The 20,032-nt window shown below is 68.5% G+C and carries 21 protein-coding genes and 1 tRNA gene; 20 read left to right on the plus strand and 2 right to left on the minus strand.

The features are described from left to right. Nucleotides 1-219: 219 nt before the first annotated feature. A complete protein-coding gene (locus IB242_RS08870; protein WP_192278267.1) occupies nt 220-1,107 on the minus strand; it encodes a LysR family transcriptional regulator in 888 nt (295 codons plus the stop codon). A 103-nt stretch (nt 1,108-1,210) separates the two neighbouring features. Here IB242_RS08870 and trpB point away from each other — a divergent pair, with 103 nt between their 5' ends. The 6 genes from trpB to IB242_RS08900 all read left to right on the plus strand — a co-directional run bounded on the left by trpB (nt 1,211) and on the right by IB242_RS08900 (nt 7,501). After that, complete coding sequence (gene trpB / locus IB242_RS08875) at nt 1,211-2,422, plus strand: tryptophan synthase subunit beta (RefSeq protein WP_192278269.1); 1,212 nt, start codon at nt 1,211-1,213, stop codon at nt 2,420-2,422. Next, entirely contained in the window at nt 2,419-3,054 is a 636-nt protein-coding gene (locus tag IB242_RS08880) for a hypothetical protein (RefSeq protein WP_192278271.1), read from the plus strand. Before trpB ends, IB242_RS08880 begins: the two co-directional genes overlap by 4 nt. Before the next feature lie 49 nt (nt 3,055-3,103). Continuing rightward, the gene (trpA, locus tag IB242_RS08885; protein ID WP_192278273.1) at nt 3,104-3,907 is read left to right on the plus strand and encodes a tryptophan synthase subunit alpha; all 804 of its coding nucleotides are present in this window, start codon (nt 3,104-3,106) and stop codon (nt 3,905-3,907) included. A 345-nt stretch (nt 3,908-4,252) separates the two neighbouring features. After that, on the plus strand, nt 4,253-5,143 hold the full coding sequence (gene accD / locus IB242_RS08890) for an acetyl-CoA carboxylase, carboxyltransferase subunit beta (RefSeq protein WP_192278275.1): 891 nt from the start codon (nt 4,253-4,255) through the stop codon (nt 5,141-5,143). Continuing rightward, nucleotides 5,140-6,495 (plus strand): phosphoglucosamine mutase, encoded by a 1,356-nt coding sequence (gene glmM, locus IB242_RS08895; protein ID WP_192278277.1) that lies wholly within the window; start codon nt 5,140-5,142, stop codon nt 6,493-6,495. Before accD ends, glmM begins: the two co-directional genes overlap by 4 nt. A 67-nt stretch (nt 6,496-6,562) precedes the next feature. Next, a complete protein-coding gene (locus IB242_RS08900) occupies nt 6,563-7,501 on the plus strand; it encodes an isopenicillin N synthase family oxygenase (RefSeq protein ID WP_192278279.1) in 939 nt (312 codons plus the stop codon). Nucleotides 7,502-7,631: 130 nt separating this feature from the next. On the opposite strand, the gene IB242_RS08905 is transcribed toward IB242_RS08900, so the two are convergent. Next, a complete protein-coding gene (locus tag IB242_RS08905) occupies nt 7,632-8,354 on the minus strand; it encodes a DUF481 domain-containing protein (protein WP_192278281.1) in 723 nt (240 codons plus the stop codon). Between the two features lie 229 nt (nt 8,355-8,583). On the opposite strand from IB242_RS08905, the gene tpiA reads away from it, so the two are divergent. The 14 genes from tpiA (at nt 8,584) to nuoK (ending at nt 19,949) form a co-directional block, all read left to right on the plus strand. Next, nucleotides 8,584-9,336 (plus strand): triose-phosphate isomerase, encoded by a 753-nt coding sequence (tpiA, locus tag IB242_RS08910; protein ID WP_192278283.1) that lies wholly within the window; start codon nt 8,584-8,586, stop codon nt 9,334-9,336. A 21-nt stretch (nt 9,337-9,357) separates the two neighbouring features. Continuing rightward, nucleotides 9,358-9,798, plus strand: coding sequence for a preprotein translocase subunit SecG (gene secG / locus IB242_RS08915; RefSeq protein WP_192278285.1), 441 nt, complete (start codon nt 9,358-9,360; stop codon nt 9,796-9,798). 44 nt (nt 9,799-9,842) lie between these two features. Next, nucleotides 9,843-9,927 (plus strand) — tRNA-Leu (locus IB242_RS08920). Between the two features lie 328 nt (nt 9,928-10,255). After that, nucleotides 10,256-10,612, plus strand: coding sequence for an NADH-quinone oxidoreductase subunit A (locus IB242_RS08925; protein ID WP_192278287.1), 357 nt, complete (start codon nt 10,256-10,258; stop codon nt 10,610-10,612). After that, nucleotides 10,603-11,175, plus strand: coding sequence for an NADH-quinone oxidoreductase subunit B (locus IB242_RS08930; protein WP_192278289.1), 573 nt, complete (start codon nt 10,603-10,605; stop codon nt 11,173-11,175). The genes IB242_RS08925 and IB242_RS08930 overlap by 10 nt, the downstream gene beginning before the upstream one ends. Before the next feature lie 28 nt (nt 11,176-11,203). Next, entirely contained in the window at nt 11,204-11,956 is a 753-nt protein-coding gene (locus tag IB242_RS08935) for an NADH-quinone oxidoreductase subunit C (protein WP_192278291.1), read from the plus strand. Nucleotides 11,957-12,030: 74 nt separating this feature from the next. After that, on the plus strand, nt 12,031-13,260 hold the full coding sequence (locus IB242_RS08940) for an NADH-quinone oxidoreductase subunit D (RefSeq protein ID WP_225540452.1): 1,230 nt from the start codon (nt 12,031-12,033) through the stop codon (nt 13,258-13,260). Next, complete coding sequence (nuoE, locus tag IB242_RS08945) at nt 13,257-13,784, plus strand: NADH-quinone oxidoreductase subunit NuoE (protein ID WP_192278295.1); 528 nt, start codon at nt 13,257-13,259, stop codon at nt 13,782-13,784. Before IB242_RS08940 ends, nuoE begins: the two co-directional genes overlap by 4 nt. Before the next feature lie 10 nt (nt 13,785-13,794). After that, entirely contained in the window at nt 13,795-15,165 is a 1,371-nt protein-coding gene (nuoF, locus tag IB242_RS08950) for an NADH-quinone oxidoreductase subunit NuoF (protein ID WP_192278297.1), read from the plus strand. After that, on the plus strand, nt 15,162-17,411 hold the full coding sequence (gene nuoG / locus IB242_RS08955; RefSeq protein ID WP_192278299.1) for an NADH-quinone oxidoreductase subunit NuoG: 2,250 nt from the start codon (nt 15,162-15,164) through the stop codon (nt 17,409-17,411). The genes nuoF and nuoG overlap by 4 nt, the downstream gene beginning before the upstream one ends. Further along, nucleotides 17,408-18,499 (plus strand): NADH-quinone oxidoreductase subunit NuoH, encoded by a 1,092-nt coding sequence (gene nuoH / locus IB242_RS08960; RefSeq protein ID WP_192278301.1) that lies wholly within the window; start codon nt 17,408-17,410, stop codon nt 18,497-18,499. Before nuoG ends, nuoH begins: the two co-directional genes overlap by 4 nt. A 4-nt stretch (nt 18,500-18,503) precedes the next feature. Then, nucleotides 18,504-18,992: an NADH-quinone oxidoreductase subunit NuoI gene (gene nuoI, locus IB242_RS08965; protein WP_192278303.1), complete on the plus strand. Its 489-nt coding sequence runs from the start codon at nt 18,504-18,506 to the stop codon at nt 18,990-18,992. A 7-nt stretch (nt 18,993-18,999) separates the two neighbouring features. Then, nucleotides 19,000-19,647 (plus strand): NADH-quinone oxidoreductase subunit J, encoded by a 648-nt coding sequence (locus IB242_RS08970; protein WP_192278305.1) that lies wholly within the window; start codon nt 19,000-19,002, stop codon nt 19,645-19,647. After that, nucleotides 19,644-19,949, plus strand: a complete 306-nt coding sequence (gene nuoK, locus IB242_RS08975; RefSeq protein WP_192278307.1) for an NADH-quinone oxidoreductase subunit NuoK — start codon at nt 19,644-19,646, stop codon at nt 19,947-19,949. Before IB242_RS08970 ends, nuoK begins: the two co-directional genes overlap by 4 nt. Nucleotides 19,950-20,032 lie beyond the last annotated feature (83 nt).

Below are 20,032 nucleotides of genomic sequence, written 5' to 3' on the forward strand. Positions count from 1 at the left end.
AGGCGAGAGGCAGGACCGGGAGTGCAGCAGCGGGTACGTGACGGGAACGATGGTCATGCGGCCACCTGAGGTCCGCAGTGCGGGCCGCGGCTCTGGGCCGCTCCTGCCGGGACTGTCGAAACTGACGGATTGCTGGTCGCGGTTCCAGGTGGCTGCTTCCGGCATGGCGGTTGACGGCGGCACAAGGCTTCGGGACCGGCATCGCTGGTGCCGGCGGGATCAATCGTGCAGTGCATGGCGCAGCCAGCCGGCCAGCGCATCGATGCGTGGATCGTGCCGGCCGCGTGGCGCGCACAGCGCCCACTGGCCGCCGGTGTCGAGGAAGCCCCACGGTGCCGCCAGCCGCCCGCTGTCGAGATCGGCCTGGACCAGTTCCTGCGGCGCGATCGCCACGCCGAGCCCGGCGGCCGCCGCTTCCAGCAGATAGGTCAGGTGTTCGAACGTGCTGCCGGCTGTCATTGCGCTGCCGTCCAGGCCCTGCGCGGCGAACCAGCGCGGCCAGGCCTGCGGGCGCGAGCCGGTCTGCAGCAGCGGTTCGCGGAGCAGGTCCGAGGCGGGCGCCTCACGCAACGCCGGCCAGCCGGGATGGCGCGGGCTGAGCACCGGCCCGATCCGTTCCGGTGCCAGCGGATGCACGTCCCAGCTCTCCGGCCATGGTGCCTCGCCGAGCAGCAGGGCCGCATCGAGGCCGCTCAGCGCCGGATCGAAACCGCCTTCGCGTGCGGACAGGTGCAGGGTCAGCCCAGGCAGGTCGTGCTGCAGCCGCTCCAGGCGCGGGATCACCCAGCGGGCCAGCAGGCTGCCGGGGCAGCCCAGCACCAGTGCATTGGTGTCACTGCCGCGCTGCAGGGTGGACCAGACCGTCTGCAGGCCGGCGAAGGCGTCGCCGGCTGCATCGCGCAGACGCCGGCCGGCGGACGTCAGGGCCAGGCCGCGGCCCTGACGCTCGAACAGCGGCGCACCCAGCGCCTCTTCCAGCGTCCGGATCTGACGGCTGACGGCGCCATGGGTCACATGCAGCTCGTCGGCGGCGCGGCTGACGCTGCCCAGCCGGGCGGCGGCCTCGAAGGCGCGCAGGGCATTCAGCGGCGGCAGCGGACGGGTCATCGATCTGTGACTTTTCCTCACGGGTCATGCAGATATTATCGGTTCCGGCGGCTGGACGTGTGCGCTAGGCTGACGGCCCGTCGTCCGCTTCCGGTCCTGCCGCATGAACGCCCCCGCCGACTTCCACGCCTTCCCCGATGCCGCCGGCCACTTCGGCCGCCACGGTGGCCGCTTCGTCGCCGAGACCCTGATCGGGCCGCTGCAGGAACTGGCCGCCGCCTACGATGCGGCGCGGGCCGACCCGGCCTTCATCGCCGCGTTCGACAAGGACCTCAAGCATTACGTCGGCCGGCCCAGCCCGATCTACCACGCCGAGCGCCTGAGCCGCGAGGTCGGCGGCGCGCAGATCCTGCTCAAGCGCGAGGACCTGAACCACACCGGCGCGCACAAGATCAACAACACCATCGGCCAGGCGCTGCTGGCCGCGCGGATGGGCAAGAAGCGGATCATCGCCGAGACCGGCGCCGGCCAGCACGGCGTGGCCAGCGCCACCGTCGCCACGCGGCTGGGCCTGGAATGCGTGGTGTACATGGGCGCCACCGACATCGAGCGGCAGAAGATCAACGTCTACCGGATGAAGCTGCTCGGTGCGACCGTGGTGCCGGTGACCAGCGGCTCGGCCACGCTGAAGGATGCGCTGAACGAGGCGATGCGCGACTGGGTGACCAACGTGCAGGACACCTTCTACATCATCGGCACCGTCGCCGGCCCCGACCCGTATCCGCGCATGGTCCGCGATTTCAACGCCATCGTCGGGCGCGAGGCGCGCGCGCAGATGCTGGCCGGCTACGGCCGCCTGCCCGATGCGATCACCGCCTGCGTCGGTGGCGGCAGCAACGCCATCGGCCTGTTCCATGCCTTCCTCAACGACCCGGGCGTGCGCATCGTCGGCGCCGAGGCCGCCGGCGACGGCATCGAGACCGGCCGCCATGCATCGTCGCTGGCGGCAGGCCGGGTCGGCGTGCTGCACGGCAACCGCACCTACGTGATCTGCGACGACGACGGCCAGATCATCGAGACCCATTCGATCTCCGCCGGTCTGGACTACCCGGGCGTCGGCCCCGAGCACGCCTTCCTGAAGGACACCGGCCGCGCCGAGTATGTCGGTGTCACCGACGAGGAGGCGCTGGCCGCGTTCCACAGGCTGACCCGCACCGAAGGCATCCTGCCGGCGCTGGAATCCAGCCACGCGGTCGCCCAGGCGATCAAGCTGGCGCGCGACCTGCCGAAGGACCAGCTGGTGCTGTGCAACCTGTCCGGCCGTGGCGACAAGGACGTGCATACCATTGCCGCGCGCGAAGGCATCGTGCTGTGACACGGGGCGCCGCGCTGCTGGCCGCCTGTCTGCTGCTACCCGGGTGCGGTGCGCAGGCGCCGGTCGCCGCCGATGCCGGCGGCGATGCGCTGCCGGCCGTGGCCGACGCAAGCGCGGCCGACGACGCTGAAACCGCCGCACCGGCACTCACGAATGAGGCGCCACCCGGGGCGCCGGTCGTGCTCGACGCGCTGGACCGCATCGGCGATGCGGTCGTCGGCGAGGCCTTCGACGAACAGGACTGGCTGCAGGAGTGGACCGACGAAGGCCGCCATCCCGATGTCGACTGCCGCCACGTCGGCGGCGGCGTGCTGCCGGCCGGCATGAGCATGATGGTGATGGACGGGCGGATCGCCCGTTTCGAACTTGTGCACCGCGATGCACCCGATATCCCGCGCGTGCAGGCGCCGTTCGGCCTGTTCACCGGCATGGCCCGCGGCGATGTGCTGGCGCTGCTGCCCGACGGCGTCCAGACCAGCCGGCACGAGTACGGCGACCCCGGCGACGTCTATCTCGACTGGCGCCAGCCGGGTGCGCCGCTCGGCCTGAGGGTCGAGATCGTCGGGGACGTCGCCAGCGCGATCTTCTGGGGCGACGCGGGCGCGACCACCCTGATCGAGGGCTGTTCGTGAGCCCGCCCATCGTTCCGCTCCGTCTTTCCGCTTTCCGCAAGGTCCTCCCATGAGTCGCATCGATACCCAGTTCGCCCGCCTCGCCGCCGCCGGCCGCAAGGCGCTGATTCCGTTCGTCACCGCCGGCGACCCGGCGCTGGAGACCACGGTGCCTGTGATGCACGCACTGGTGGAGGCCGGGGCCGACGTGATCGAACTCGGCGTGCCGTTCTCCGACCCGATGGCCGACGGCCCGGTGATCCAGCGCAGCTCCGAGCACGCGCTGGCGCGCGGCGCCGGGCTGGACTACGTGTTCGGCTGCGTGCGTGCGTTCCGCGAGCGCGATGCCGGCACCCCGGTGGTCCTGATGGGCTACCTGAATCCGGTCGAGATCCGCGGCGCGGCGCGCTTCGCCGCCGAGGCGGTCGCAGCCGGCGTCGACGGCATGCTGCTGGTCGACCTGCCGCCGGAAGAGGCCGACGAATTCCGCCAGGCGTTCGAGCCGGCGGGCCTGGCGCTGGTGATGCTGGCCTCGCCGACCACCTCGCCCGAACGCGCGGCGATGCTCAGCGCCGGCGCGCAGGGCTATCTGTACTACGTCAGCTACGCTGGCGTGACCGGCGCCGACCGGCTCGATACGCGCGCGGCCGGCGACCGGCTGCAGGCGCTGCGCGCCGAGGCGCGGGTGCCGGTGGTGGCCGGGTTCGGGATCAAGGACGCCGCCAGCGCCGCGGCGATGGCCGTCGATGCCGACGGCGTCGTGGTTGGCAGTGCCCTGGTCGCGGCCCTGGCCGAGGCGGTCGATGCGCACGATGCGGTCCGTCGTGCGGCCGGCTTCCTGGCGCCACTGCGCGAGGCGCTCGACCGCGTTTGACGGCGGGCCTGCCAGTGGGGGGCTGGCCCCTTCGTGGGGCAGCGAACGCGTCCTCCACGCTGCGGTCGCTGCCAGGACGTCGCCAGCGGGCGGGGCGCTCCGGCACGTGCCGGATCATGGCGTGGCCGGCGCCCGCAGCCGCACCTGGTCGCCCACGGTCGATGCGCCGCGCATGACCGTCGCCGCCTTGCAGGCCGCGCACCGCGATGGTTCCGGATCACGCTCCGGACCCTGACCGGGGCCGCGTTCCATACCGTACCGTCGGCACTGGAATGGTGCCGGTGAGCTAGACTGTCGGCCTTTCCGGCCGGCGACGGCCATGACAGAACGGAATCCACCCTCCGCATGAGCTGGCTCAGCAAATTGATGCCGTCGGGCATCCGCACCGACAGCGGCGCAAGCCGCAAACGCAGCGTCCCTGAAGGCCTGTGGGAGAAATGCGACCGCTGCGGCGTCGCCCTGTACCGCCCGGAGCTGGAAGCGAACCTGGAGGTCTGTCCGAAGTGCAGCTTCCACATGCCGATCCGCGCCCGCGCACGCCTGGCCTCGCTGTTCGACCCCGGCACCGTGCCGACCGAGATCGCCGCACGTCTGGCGCCGACCGACGTACTGAAGTTCAAGGACCAGAAGCGCTACGCCGACCGGATCAAGGCCTCGCAGAAGTCCACCGGCGAGTACGACGCGCTGGTCGCCATGCAGGGCCTGCTCAAGGGCCGGCCGCTGGTCGCCAGTTCGTTCGACTTCGCCTACATGGGCGGCTCGATGGGCTCGGTGGTCGGCGAGAAGTTCACCCTGGCCGCCGAACGCGCGCTGGAGATCGGCTCGCCGTTCGTCAATTTCTCCGCCAGCGGCGGCGCGCGCATGCAGGAAAGCCTGTTCTCGCTGATGCAGATGGCCAAGACCTCGGCCGCACTGGGCAAGCTGCGCGCGGCCGGCCTGCCGTACATCTCGGTGCTGACCCATCCGACCACCGGCGGCGTCTCGGCCAGCTTCGCGATGCTGGGCGACCTGAACATCGCCGAGCCCGAGGCGCTGATCGGCTTCGCCGGCCCGCGCGTGATCGAGCAGACCGTGCGCGAGAAACTGCCGGAAGGCTTCCAGCGCTCCGAATTCCTGCTCGAGCACGGCGCCATCGACCAGATCTGCGACCGCCGCGAGCTGCGCGACCGCATCGCCGAGCTGCTGGCGATGATGACCCGCCAGCCGAACCCGGACGCCAGCCAGGACGCCGCATGAGCGGTCGCCGCTACTTCGGCACCGACGGCATCCGCGGGCGGGTCGGGCAGGGCCCGATCTCGGCCGATTTCGTGCTGCGCCTGGGCAACGCGCTCGGGCGCACCCTGGTCGCCGGCCGCGGCAAGCGGCCGATGGTGCTGATCGGCAAGGACACCCGCATCTCCGGCTACATGTTCGAAGCCGCGCTGGAGGCCGGGCTGGTCGCCGCCGGCGCTGACGTGCAGCTGATCGGGCCGATGCCGACCCCGGCGATCGCCTTCCTGGCGACCACGCTGCGCGCCGATGCCGGCATCGTCATCAGCGCCTCGCACAATCCGCACTACGACAACGGCATCAAGTTCTTCTCGGCCGATGGCGAGAAGCTCGACGATGCCACCGAGGCGGCGATCGAGGATGCGCTGGATGCGCCGTTCGTCACCGTCGATTCCGAGCGCCTGGGCAAGGTCAGCCGCACCCGCGACGCGATCGGCCGTTACATCGAGTTCTGCAAGGCCAGCGTGCCGCGCGGCTTCGACCTGCGCGGTCTGAAGATCGTGCTGGACTGCGCGCACGGCGCCACCTACCACATCGCGCCACTGCTGTTCCGCGAACTCGGTGCGGAGGTGGTCGCGATCGGCAACGCGCCTGACGGCCTGAACATCAACGACGGGGTCGGCTCGACCCATATCGGCAATCTGGCGGCCAAGGTGCGCGAGGCCGGTGCCGACCTGGGCATCGCCTTCGACGGCGACGGCGACCGCGTGCTGATGGCCGACGACCAGGGCAATCCGGTCGACGGCGACGACCTGCTGTACGTGCTGGCGCGTTCCTGGCAGGCCAGCGGCCGCCTGCAGGGCACCGTGGTCGGCACGCTGATGACCAATTACGGCCTGGAGCAGGCGCTGCAGCGGCTGGGCATCGCGTTCCAGCGGGCCAGGGTCGGCGACCGTTACGTGCACCAGGCATTGGTCGAGACCGGCAGCACGCTGGGCGGCGAGGCCTCCGGCCATCTGCTGTGCCTGGACCGGGCGACCACCGGCGACGGCATCGTCAGCGCGTTGCAGGTGCTCGAATCGCTGCGCCGCGACGGGCTGGGTCTGCGCCAGGCGCTGGCCGGCCTGAGCCGGGTGCCGCAGAAGACGATCAACGTGCGCCTGGACGGCGGCGGCGCGAAGGCGGCGGTCGACGCACCGGCGGTGCAGGCCGCGCTGCGCGAAGCGCAGGCGGCGGTGCAGGGGCGCGGCCGCGCCTTCCTGCGCCCGTCCGGTACCGAACCGGTGGTGCGCGTGACCGTCGAGGCCGACGATGCGGGGCTGATGCAGCGCACGCTGGACACGCTGGCTGCGGTGGTGCGTGCCGCGGCAGCAGGCTGAGCGCCGCGGGCACAGGATCGATCACGACATGCGGCGCCTGCGGCGCCGCTTCAACCAGGCAAGAGACATGAGCAGTCAGATTCCAACCCTCGACATCACCCGTTTCGACACGGACCGCGAAGCCTTCGTCGCCGACCTCGGTGCCGCCTACCGCGAATGGGGCTTCGCCGGCATCCGCAACCACGGCATCCCGCAGGCCGAGATCGATGCCGCCTATGCGGCGTTCAAGGCCTTCTTCGCGCTGCCGGACGAGGTCAAGAAGCGTTACCACGTGGCCGGTGGCGGCGGTGCGCGCGGCTACACCGCGTTCGGCGTGGAGACCGCCAAAGACTCCAAGCACTTCGACCTGAAGGAGTTCTGGCACATCGGCCGCGAGATCGCCGACGACTCGAAGTACCGCGAGGTGATGCCGCCGAACCTGTGGCCGGCCGAAGTGCCCGGTTTCCGCGAGGCCGGTTACGGCCTGTACCAGCGGCTGGACCAGCTCGGCGCCAAGGTGCTGTCGGCGCTGGCGCTGCACATCGGGCTGCCTGAGCAGTACTTCGCCGACAAGACCGATTCGGGCAATTCGATCCTGCGGCCGATCCACTATCCGCCGATCACCGCCGACGACATCCCCAACGTGCGCGCCGGCGCCCACGAGGACATCAACCTGATCACGCTGCTGGTCGGTGCCAGTGCGGCCGGCCTGGAAGTGCTGTCGAAGAAGGGCGAGTGGGTGGCCTTCACCTCCGATGCCGACACCATCGTGGTCAACATTGGCGACATGCTGCAGCGCCTGACCAACCACGTGTATCCGTCGACCACGCACCGGGTGACCAACCCGCCGGGCGAGCAGGCGCGCCAGCCACGCTATTCGGTGCCGTTCTTCCTGCATCCGAACCCGGATTTCCTGATCGACGTGCTGCCGTCGACGGTCACCGCCGACAATCCCAGCCGCTATCCCGAGCCGATCACCGCGCAGGGCTACCTGGAAGAGCGCCTGCGCGAGATCAAGCTGAAGTGATGCCGGCCTGGCCGGCCATGCCTGATGCATGATGTCGAAACGGCGCCCTTGTGGCGCCGTTTCTCTTTTCTGTTGCGGAGCAGCGATGGCGCTTCCCGGTCATGGGTGCCAGAAGCGCCGTCACAGCATGTCAGAACCCGTACACCACGTTGACCGTGGTCAGCGTGTCGGTGCGGCGCGTCTCCGCCAGGGTTTCGGTGTTGTGGCGCACCTGCAGGCCCGCCTTGAGCGCCAGCGCGTCGGTCATCTTCACCTGCAGGCCCAGGTCGTTGCGGACGAAGGTGTTCTCGTCGCCGGCTTCGACCAGCAGTGTGTTGAACACCGAGGTGGTGTCGGTCAGTTTGCGGCTGAAGTCCATCAGCCCTCGCAGGATGACCTCGTCGTTGTGCACGCGCACGCCCTGCAGCTTGGCCCAGCGATAACCGGGGCCGATCTCGAAGATCAGGCGGGTGCGCTCGTTGGAGATCGCGTCGTAGCCGTAGCCGAGCGCGACGGTCCACTGGTATTCGTTGGTGGCGAAATGGTCGCGCTCGTTACGCATCGAGCCGGACAGGCGGTTGCGCTCGTTCAGCCGGAAGCCGCTGGCAGCCGACCACTCGTAGCGGTAGGCGCTTTCGACGTCGTCGCTCTTGCCGTACAGGAAGGCGGCGTCGAGGTCGTGCTTCCAGGTCGCATCTTCGTAATCCATCGACATCTTGCCGACGAAGGTCTGGCTGTCGGTGTTGCCCTTGGAAAAGGCCAGGCCGAGTTCGCCCTTGCCGCTCCAGCCGGCGTCGTCGGACTGGGCGGCGGCGGGGAGGGCGACGGCCATGCAGCAGGCCAGGGCCAGGGGGGCGAGGAGCAGGGGACGCATGCGGACTCCGGTACGCGAGTGGAGGAGGGGGCAAAAAAAAACGGCCATCGGCCGTTGCCGCATTGTCCGTCATCGCCGACCCGCCGCGCAAAGGCGATGCCGGTGCGATGTCGTGCGTTGTCATCGCGTTGCCCGGCGCTGCCGGTCCCTTCGGGCCATGCCGCATCGCGCGAAGCCCCGTTCCCATCGGCTATCCTTGCGCGCCCGGAACAGCCGTCGAGGTCACTGGATGCGCCGCAGGATCGTCGCAGGGAACTGGAAGCTGCATGGCACGCGCGCCTTCGCCACCGCGCTGGTGCGCGATATCGCCGACGGAATGCCGGCCGACGGCGCCGAGGTGGTGATCCTGCCGCCGCTGCCCTACCTGGGCGACCTGATCGAGGACTTCGAGGACCGGCCCATCGCCTTCGGTGCGCAGGACGTCAGCAGCAATGAACAGGGTGCCTACACCGGCGAGGTCTCGGCCTCGATGCTGGTCGATGTCGGCGCCCGCTACGGGCTGGTCGGCCACTCCGAGCGGCGCCAGTACCACGGCGAGAGCAGCGAACTGGTCGCGCTCAAGTTCCAGGCGGCCATCCGGGCCGGCCTGCGCCCGATCCTGTGCATGGGCGAGGGCCTGGAGCAGCGCGAGCAGGGCCTGACCGAACAGGTGATCGCCAGCCAGCTCGCGCCGGTGCTGGCGCGGGTAGGGGTGGCTGCCTTCGCCGACGCGGTGCTGGCCTACGAGCCGGTCTGGGCGATCGGCACCGGGCGCAGCGCGACGCCGGAGCAGGCCCAGGCGGTCCATGCATTCATCCGTGGTCAGATCGCTGCGCAGGATGCTAGAATCGCCGATTCCCTGCCCATCCTGTACGGTGGCAGCGTGAAGCCCGACAATGCCGCGGCGCTGTGCCAACAGCCGGACGTGGATGGCGGGCTGATCGGTGGCGCCTCGCTGGTGGCCGCGGATTTCCTGGCCATTGTCCGGGCGGCGCGGAGCTGACCGGCTATCGAGACGACAGCGATGCTGATGCTGATCCTGAATTTGGTGTACGTGGCGGTCGCGATCGCCATGATCGTGCTGATCCTGCTGCAGCGCGGTGCCGGCGCCGCTGCCGGCTCCGGTTTCGGTGCGGGTGCATCCGGTACCGTGTTCGGCGCGCGTGGCGCGTCCAACTTCCTGTCCAAGAGCACCAAGTGGCTGGCGGTGGTCTTCTTCGGCATCAGCCTGTTCATGGCCTGGTATGCGACGCACAGTGCGCGCCCGGTCGTGCAGCAGGATCTCGGGCTGATGGGCCAGGCCGCCCAGGTCGCCCCGCAGCAGCCGGCCGCCGCGCCGGGCGAGCTGGCCGTGCCGCCGCCGACCGCACCTGCCTCGGAAGTGCCGGCGGCAGCCCCGTCCGCACAGGATGTCGAGGTTCCGGCGCAGGAATCGCAGCCGGAGGCTGTGCCGCCGGCGCAGTAACGCGTACAATGCGCGCCGCGCCGGCCATCGGCGCACAGTTTTTTGCCCAGGTGGCGGAATTGGTAGACGCACTACCTTGAGGTGGTAGCGACGAGAGTCGTAGGGGTTCGAGTCCCCTCTTGGGCACCAGCAGTACCTGGACCGGCGCATGCGGGTCCGGGCCGCAAGAAGCCCGCTTCGGCGGGCTTTTTTCATGGTTACAGCGGGAGTCCGGGCGATCCGGGTCGCGGCGTAAGCGTTTACTCAGGTGAGCGCCAGCCGCTACAATTCCGCTGCTGTGCACCCTCGGTGCATGGCGAATCCGGTGCAGGCGGTTGCGCAGCACCCCTGGCGTCGCAGCCGCGGATCTCCATCCGCCCCGGTGACGGGCCAGAAAGAACGTGGCGGTCGGCGGCATGTCCGTGCGAGCGCTAACCCAAGCCTGGCCCCGCCGGGCAGAGGCAAGAGAGAACCGCACGTGCTGGCCCAATACCTGCCGACCCTGTTGTTCCTGATCGTGGCCACCGGTATCGGCGTTGCGCTGATCATCGTCGGTCGCGTCCTTGGTCCACGCCAGCCCGACGCGCAGAAGCTCTCGCCGTACGAGTGCGGCTTCGAGGCCTTCGAGGACGCGCGCATGAAGTTCGACGTGCGCTACTACCTCATCGCGATCCAGTTCATCGTCTTCGACCTGGAAATCATCTTCATCGTGCCGTGGACGCTCGTGTTCCAGGACCTGGGCGCGCGCGCGCTGGTCACCATGGGCCTGTTCGTCGGCATGCTGTTCCTCGGTTTCATTTACGTTTGGAAGAAGGGAGCGCTCGAATGGGAGTGATCCAGACCCTGGACCGGTTGATGACCAACCCGATCCCGGAAGGGCGGGTCGACGACATCCTGCGTCCCGAAGGCGAGAACCCGCTGCTGGAGAAGGGTTACGTCACCACCAGCGTCGACGCCCTGGTCAACTGGGCCCGCACCGGTTCGATGTGGCCGATGACCTTCGGCCTGGCCTGCTGCGCGGTCGAGATGATGCACGCCGGCGCCGCACGCCTGGACCTGGACCGTTACGGCGTGGTGTTCCGCCCGTCGCCGCGCCAGTCCGACGTGATGATCGTCGCCGGCACCCTGGTCAACAAGATGGCCCCGGCGCTGCGCAAGGTCTACGACCAGATGCCGGACCCCAAGTGGGTCATCTCGATGGGCAGCTGCGCCAATGGCGGCGGCTACTACCACTACTCGTACTCGGTGGTCCGCGGCTGCGACCGCATCGTGCCGGTCGACGTGTACGTGCCGGGCTGCCCGCCCACGGCCGAAGCGCTGGTCTACGGCATCCTGCAGCTCCAGAAGAAGATCTGGCGCACGCAGACCGTGGCCAAGCAGAACACCATCGCCCGTTAAACCCCTTTCCGGAAGACGCCAAGCCCTCATGGCCGAGCCAGCTGCCTCCTTCGCCCAACGACTGCGCGCCCGTTTCCCCGGCGCCGAAGTCACCGTGGCCGAGCCCCGCGGTGAAGTGACCCTGGAGGCCGACGCCAGCGACTGGCTGGCGACCTGCCAGGCCCTGCGCGACGAACTCGGTTTCGAACAGCTCAGCGCGCTCAGCGGCGTCGACTATCTCGGCTACGGCAGCGACGAGTGGGATACCGGCGACGTCTCGTCCGGTGGCTTCAGCCGCGGCGTGGAAGGCAAGACCGCCGGCCGTCTGGCCTGGGGCGAGCGGCCGACCGAGCAGGGCGGCGAGCAGATCGTCGCCACCGAGGTGCCGGTGCGCCGCTTCGCCGCCGTCGCCCACCTGATGTCCTATGCGCACAACCAGCGTCTGCGCGTGCGCTGCTATGCGCCCGACGACGCACTGCCGGTGGTGCCCTCGGTGACCGGCCTGTGGCCGGGCGCGAACTGGTTCGAGCGCGAGGCGTTCGACCTGTTCGGCATCGTCTTCGAGGGCCATCCGGACCTGCGCCGGATCCTGACCGACTACGGTTTCGTCGGCCATCCGTTCCGCAAGGACTTCCCGCTGATCGGCAACGTCGAAGTGCGCTACGACGAAGAGCGCAAGCGCGTGGTCTACGAGCCGGTGACCTCGGTCGAACCGCGCGTCAACGTGCCGCGCGTGATCCGCGACGACGCACGCTACCAGACCGCCGCGGGTGAAGCCGCGCAACGTGAGGCCGCCAAGTGAGCGCCCAGATCCAGCAGGCCCACGAGGGCTTCGCGGCACCTGCAGCAGGCAAGCAGGAAATCCGCAACTACACGATGAACTTCGGCCCCCAGCATCCGGCCGCGCACGGTGTGCTGCGCCTGATCCTGGAGATGGACGGCGAGACGATCATGCGCGCCGATCCGCATATCGGACTGCTGCACCGCGGCACCGAGAAGCTGGCCGAGTCCAAGCCGTTCAACCAGTCGATCGGCTACATGGATCGTCTGGACTACTGCTCGATGATGTGCAACGAGCACGCCTACGTGCGTGCGATCGAGACCCTGATGGGGATCGAGGCGCCGGAGCGCGCGCAGTACATCCGCACGATGTTCGACGAGATCACCCGCATCCTGAACCACCTGATGTGGGTCGGCTCGAACGCGCTCGATCTCGGCGCGATGGCAGTGTTCCTGTATGCGTTCCGCGAGCGCGAAGAGCTGATGGACGTCTACGAGGCGGTCAGCGGCGCACGCATGCACGCGACCTACTACCGTCCGGGCGGCGTGTACCGCGACCTGCCGGACCGGATGCCGAAGTACAAGGAGTCGCCCTGGCACAAGGGCAACTCGCTGAAGCGCTTCAACGAGGCCCGCGAGGGCTCGCTGCTCGACTACATTGAGCATTTCACCCGCACCTTCCCGGCGCGCGTGGACGAGTACGAGACCCTGTTGACCGACAACCGCATCTGGAAGCAGCGCACCGTCGGCATCGGCGTGATCACGCCGGAGCAGGCGCGCGCCTGGGGCATGACCGGCGCGATGCTGCGCGGTTCGGGCATCGCCTGGGACCTGCGCAAGAAGCAGCCGTACGCGAAGTACGACGCGGTCGACTTCGACATCCCGGTAGGCAAGGAAGGCGACTGCTACGACCGCTACCTGGTCCGCATCGCCGAGATGCGCCAGTCCAACCGCATCATCAAGCAGTGCGTGGACTGGCTGAAGGCCAACCCCGGTCCGGTGATGATCCAGAACTTCAAGGTCGCCCCTCCTCGCCGCGAGGAGATGAAGGACGACATGGAAGCGCTGATCCACCACTTCAAGCTCTTCTCCGAGGGCTACTGCGTGCCGGCTGGCGAGACCTACGCCGCGGTCGAGGCGCCGAAGGGCGAGTTCGGCTGCTACCTGGTGTCCGACGGCGCCAACAAGCCGTTCCGCGTGCACCTGCGTGCTCCGGGCTTCGTGCACCTCTCGTCGATGGACGAGATCGTGCGGGGCCACATGCTTGCCGACGTCGTGGCGATGATCGGTACCTATGATCTTGTGTTTGGTGAGGTGGATCGATGAAGGCCACCGGTAATTTCGAGAACGCCCGCAACGTCGACCCGATGGTCGTCCTGAGCGACGACACGCGCGCGCATATCGACCACTGGTTGACCAAGTTCCCGTCCGACCGCAAGCGGTCGGCGGTGCTGCAGGGGCTGCATGCGGCCCAGGAACAGAACAAGGGCTGGCTGTCGGACGAGCTGATCGTCGGCGTGGCCAAGTACCTGGACCTGCCGCCCGTGTGGGCTTACGAGGTCGCCAGCTTCTACTCGATGTTCGAGACCCAGCCGGTGGGGCGCAACAATGTCGCCTTCTGCACCAACATCAGCTGCTGGCTCAACGGCGCCGAGGATCTGGTCGCGCATGCCGAGAAGAAGCTCGGCTGCAAGCTGGGCGAGTCGACCGCCGACGGCCGCGTCTACCTCAAGCGCGAGGAAGAATGCGTCGCTGCGTGCTGTGGCGCGCCGGTGGTCGTGATCAATGGCCATTACCACGAGAAGCTGACCACCGATGAGGTGGATACGCTGCTCGACGGACTGAAGTGAGCGACTGACCATGGCGCATCACACCAAGATTTCCGAGGGCTACGGCCCGGTCGGCCCGGCACCGAAGGAGCACCAGGCGGTCTACACGACGCTGCACTTCGACAAGCCGTGGTCGTACGAGAACTACCTGAAGACCGGCGGCTACCAGGCGCTGCGCAGGATCCTGACCGAAAAGATCCCGCCGGCGGACGTGATCGAGATGGTCAAGCAGTCCGGCCTGCGCGGCCGTGGCGGCGCGGGCTTCCCGACCGGCCTGAAGTGGAGCTTCATGCCCAAGGGCGACATGCAGAAGTACATCCTCTGCAACTCGGACGAGTCCGAGCCGGGCACCGCCAAGGACCGCGACATCCTGCGCTACAACCCGCACGCGGTGATCGAGGGCATGGCGATCGCCTGCTACGCCACCGGCTCGACCGTGGGCTACAACTACCTGCGCGGCGAGTTCCACCACGAGCCCTTCGAGCATCTGGAAGAGGCCACGGCCGAGGCGTACGCCAACGGCTGGCTGGGCAAGGACATCCTCGGCAGCGGCGTGGACATCGACCTGTACAACGCGCTGGGCGCGGGCGCCTACATCTGCGGTGAGGAAACCGCGCTGATGGAGTCGCTGGAAGGCAAGAAGGGCCAGCCGCGGTTCAAGCCGCCGTTCCCGGCCAACTTCGGCCTCTACGGCAAGCCGACCACGATCAACAACACCGAGACCTACGCCTCGGTGCCGGCGATCGTGCGCAACGGCGCCGAGTGGTTCATGAACCTGGGCAAGCCCAACAACGGCGGCTGCAAGATCTTCTCGGTCTCCGGCCACGTCGCCAGGCCGGGCAATCACGAAATCCGTCTGGGCACGCCGTTCTCCGAACTGCTGGAGCTGTGCGGTGGCATGCGTCCGGGTCGCAGGATCAAGGCGGTGATCCCGGGTGGCTCCTCGATGCCGGTGCTGCCGGGCGAGACCATGATGGGTCTGACCATGGACTACGACAGCATCCAGAAGGCCGGCTCCGGCCTTGGTTCCGGTGCGGTCGTGGTGATGGACGACACCACCTGCATGGTCCGCGCCTGCCAGCGCATCGCACGCTTCTATTTCAAGGAAAGCTGCGGCCAGTGCACCCCGTGCCGTGAAGGCACCGGCTGGATGTACCGCATGCTGACCCGCGTGGCCGAGCACAAGGCCACCCTCGAGGACCTGCAGACGCTGCGCGCGGCCGCCGGCCAGATCGAGGGCCACACCATCTGCGCGTTCGGCGAAGCCGCCGCGTGGCCGGTGCAGGGCATGCTGCGCCACTTCTGGCACGAATTCGAATACGCGATCGTGAACAAGCGCTTCCTCGTCGACGACGAGCGCGACGGCACGGTGGTCCGTTCCAACCTGGAGGTGGCCGCGTGAGCGCGCAGCCCGTCAACCCGAACCTGCCGCCCGACCACGTCACCATCTTCATCGACGGCGTCGAACTGGCCGCGCCGAAGGGATCGATGATCATCCAGGCGGCGGACAAGGCCGGGATCCCGATCCCGCGCTTCTGCTACCACGACAAGCTCTCGATCGCCGCCAACTGCCGCATGTGCCTGGTCGACACCGAGGTCGGCGGCCGCGGCGCGCCCAAGCCGTCGCCGGCCTGCGCGACCCCGGTGATGGATGGCCTGAAGGTCTTCACGCGCAACGACAAGGCGCTGAAGGCCCAGCGCAACGTCATGGAATTCCTGCTGATCAACCATCCGCTGGACTGCCCGATCTGCGATCAGGGCGGCGAGTGCGAGCTGCAGGACCTGTCGCTGGGCTATGGCCGCTCGGTCAGCCGTTTCCAGGAACGCAAGCGCGTGGTGCCGGACGAGGACATCGGTCCGCTGGTCGCCACCGAGATGACCCGCTGCATCCAGTGCACCCGCTGCATCCGCTTCACCGGCGAGATCGCGGGCACCTACGAGCTGGGCGGCATGTACCGTGGCGAGAACCTGCAGATCGGCACGTTCGACGGCAAGCCGCTGACCACCGAGCTGTCGGGCAACGTCATCGACGTGTGCCCGGTCGGCGCGCTGACCAACAAGGTGTTCCAGTTCCGCGCCCGTCCGTGGGAACTGACCGCACGCGAGTCGCTGGGCTACCACGACGCGATGGGCTCGAACCTGTTCGTGCACGTGCGCCGCGGCGAAGTGCTGCGCACCGTGCCGCGCGAGAACGAGGCGGTCAACGAGTGCTGGCTGTCCGACCGCGACCGCTATTCGCACCAGGGCCTGTACGCTGCCGACCGCGCCACCGTGCCGATGCGCAAGATCGACGGCGAGTGGAAGGAAGTGAGTTGGGCCGATGGCTTGGCTGCCGCCACCGAGATCCTGAAGGCCAACCGCGGCGACGCGCTGGGCGTGCTGGCGCATCCGTCCACCTCGAACGAGGAGGGTGGGCTGCTGGCGACTCTGGCCGCCGAGCTGGGCAGCACCAACATCGACCACCGCATCGGCAACCGCGATTTCTCCGATGCCGCCGTGGCCGAGCCGTTCGGGCTGCCGCTGGCCGAGATCGAGGATGCCGACGTCGTGGTGCTGCTGGGCACCAATCTGCGTCACGAACTGCCGCTGCTGCATGCCCGTCTGCGCAAGTCGCAGACCAAGCGCAACGCCCGCATCCACGTGGTCAACCCGGTCGACTTCGACTTCACCTTCGCGGTGGCCGGCAGGCAGATCGTCGCACCGTCGCGCTTTGCCGAGGCGCTGTCCGACGCCGGCCTGCGCGATGCGGCCAAGGGCGCGAGCCGTGCGGTGCTGATCGTCGGCGCCATCGCCGAGAACCACCCGCAGGCCGCCGCGATCCGCGCCGCCGCGCGTGGCTTCGCCGAGGCTACCGGCGCCACGCTGTGCCGCATCCCGCAGGGCGCCAACGCGCTCGGCCTGGCCAAGGCCGGCGTGCTGCCGGCCGGTCGCGACGTGGCCGGCATGTTCGCCGAGCCGCGCAGCGCCTACGTGCTGTACGGCATCGAGCCGGGCCTGGATTTCGCCGATACCGCCGCCGCGCTGAAGGCGCTGAACGCGGCCAAGGTCGTGGCGTTCAGCCACTACGCCTGCGAGTCGACCCGCGCCACCGCCGACGTGATCCTGCCGATCGGCGCGCTGCCGGAGATCGAGGCCACCCTGACCAACCTCAACGGCGTCGAGCAGCTCGCGTATGCGGCCGGCAAGCTGCCGGGCCAGGCCCGTGAGGGCTGGCGCGTGCTGCGTGCGCTGGGTGGCGAGCTCGGCCTGGCCGGTTTCGAGTTCACCGATCTGGCCGGCGCCCGCGCGATGTCCGAAGGCGGCCGCAAGGTCCAGGTCAGGGCGGGCGCCGCTGCCGCGGTCCAGGCCGAGGGTCTGGAACTGGCGGTGACCCCGGCGATCTACCGCACCGATGCGGTCGTGCGTCGTGCCGCCGCGCTGCAGGCGCACCCGTTGAACGTTGACGCGCGCATCGCGCTGCACCCGGCCGACGCGGCCGGGCTCGGCGTGGCCGAGGGCGGCGTGGTCAAGGTCCGTGCCGGCGACGGCACCGCGACCCTGCCGGTGGTGATTGACAGCCATGTCGCGCAGGGCGCGGCGTGGATCGAGAGCGGCCACGGTGCCACCGCACCGCTGGGCGCAGGCCGTGTCGAGGTGGTGAAGGCATGAACGAGCTGCTGATCAACGCGGTCGGTCCGCTGCGCGAGTGGTTCTATGGGCTCGGCGAGCTCGGTCCTGCGCTGTGGATCGTGCTGAAGATCCTGACCGTGGCGATGCCGGTGATCATCTCGGTCGCGTTCTACGTGGTCTGGGAGCGCAAGCTGATCGGCTGGATGCACGCGCGCCACGGGCCGATGTACGTGGGCATGGGCATCTTCCAGGCCTTCGCCGACGTCTTCAAGCTGCTGTTCAAGGAAGTCATCCAGCCGGCCAGCGCGCACAAGGCGATGTACATCATCGCGCCGTTGATCGTGCTGGCGCCGGCGTTCGCGGCATGGGCCGTGGTGCCGTTCGACTACCAGCTGGTGCTGTCCAACGCGAATGCCGGCCTGCTGTACCTGCTGGCGATGACCTCGCTGGGCGTGTACGGCGTGATCCTGGCCGGCTGGGCATCCAACTCCAAGTACGCGTTCCTCGGTGCGATGCGCTCCGCCGCGCAGGTGGTCAGCTACGAGATCGCGATGGGCTTCGCCCTGGTCGGCGTGCTGATCGCCGCCGGCAGCCTGAATCTGACCGACATCGTGATGGCGCAGGCCGGCGACTCGGGCTTCTTCGAGTGGTTCTGGCTGCCGCTGTTCCCGCTGTTCATCGTCTACTGGGTGTCCGGCGTGGCCGAGACCAACCGCGCGCCGTTCGACGTGGTCGAAGGCGAGTCGGAGATCGTGGCCGGTCACATGGTCGAGTATTCGGGTGCGGCGTTCGCGCTGTTCTTCCTGGCCGAATACGCGAACATGATCCTGGTCAGCTTCCTGATCGCGCTGTTCTTCCTAGGTGGCTGGCTGAGCCCGATCCAGGGCTGGGTGACGGCGGACGTGTCGCCCTGGATCGACTGGATCTGGAAGGGCGGCTGGCCGTGGCTGCTGGTCAAGGTGTTCTTCTTCGCCAGCGCCTACATCTGGTTCCGCGCCAGCTTCCCGCGCTACCGCTACGACCAGATCATGCGTCTGGGCTGGAAGGTCTTCATTCCGCTCACCATCGTCTGGATCGCGGTCACCGCGCTGATGGCTTTCTTTGGCGTGTTCGAGAAGGGCGCCTGATCCGATGAACAAAGTCGTCCATTACTTCAAGAGCCTGCTGCTGCTGGAGCTGCTCCAGGGCCTCGCGCTGACGTTCCGGTACCTGTTCCGTCCCAAGTACACGCTGATGTACCCGATGGAGAAGTTCCCGCAGTCGCCGCGCTTCCGTGGCCTGCACGCGCTGCGCCGTTATCCCAACGGCGAAGAGCGCTGCATCGCCTGCAAGCTGTGCGAAGCGGTCTGCCCGGCGCTGGCCATCACCATCGATTCGACCCGGCGCGAGGATGGCACCCGCCGCACCACGCGCTACGACATCGATCTGTTCAAGTGCATCTACTGCGGGTTCTGCGAAGAGAGCTGCCCGGTGGATTCGATCGTGGAGACGCACGTGATGGAGTACCACTTCGAGAAGCGCGGCGAGAACGTCGTGACCAAGCCGCAGCTGCTGGCCATCGGTGACCGCCTGGAGGCGGAGATCGCCGAGCGCCGCGCCGCCGACGCCGCTTTCCGCTGAGGACGTCATGGACTGGGTCAAGATCGCTTTCTACGCCTTCGCCACCGTCGCCGTCGTTTCGGCCGGTGCGGTGATCAGTGTGCGCAACCCGGTGAACGCCGTGCTGTGCCTGATCCTCACCTTCTTCTCTATCGCCTGCACCTGGCTGCTGGTCGGTGCCGAGTTCCTCGGCGTCGCCCTGATCCTGGTGTATGTCGGCGCAGTGATGGTGCTGTTCCTGTTCGTGGTGATGATGCTGGACATCGACGTCGCCGCGCTGCGCCAGGGCTGGGTCAAGTTCCTGCCGGTCGGCGTGGTGGTGGCCGTGGTGATGCTGGTGCAGATGCTGACGCTGATCGGCGTGCGCGCGCGCTCGGCCTCGCCGTTCCCCGACAATGCCGCATCGGCCGCTGCCGACGTCTCCAACACCAGGTGGCTGGCCGAGCGCCTGTTCACCGATTTCATCCTGCCGTTTGAGTTCGCCGCGGTGATCCTGACCGTGGCGGTCGTGGCCGCGGTGATGCTGACCCTGCGCAAGCGGACCGGCATCAAGACGCAGAACCCGTCCGAGCAGTCGCGGGTCAAGGCGGGCGACCGCCTGCGCATGGTGCGGATGGAGGCGGAAAAGCGTCCTGTCGCCACCGATGCCGCGGCCGAAGGGGAGGGCAAGGCATGATCAGTCTCGGACATCTACTGGCGCTTGGCGCCGTGCTGTTCTGCATCAGCCTGGCCGGCATCTTCCTCAACCGGAAGAACGTGATCGTGCTGCTGATGTCGATCGAGCTGATGCTGCTGTCGGTCAACATCAACTTCATCGCGTTCTCGCGCGAGCTGGGCGACGCGGCGGGACAGATCTTCGTGTTCTTCATCCTGACGGTGGCCGCGGCGGAAGCCGCGATCGGTCTGGCGATCCTGGTCGCGCTGTTCCGTACGCGGGGCACGATCAACGTCGCCGAGGTCGATTCGCTGAAGGGCTGAACACCGGTGCGGGCCGCGAGCCCGCGCCGGAAGGACTACATCGACGAGTGGCGGGACGGCGTGCGCTCCACCGGGGCGACGCC

Source organism: Xanthomonas sp. XNM01 (assembly GCF_014851915.1).
In the GTDB taxonomy this organism is placed as follows: Bacteria; Pseudomonadota; Gammaproteobacteria; order Xanthomonadales; family Xanthomonadaceae; genus Pseudoxanthomonas.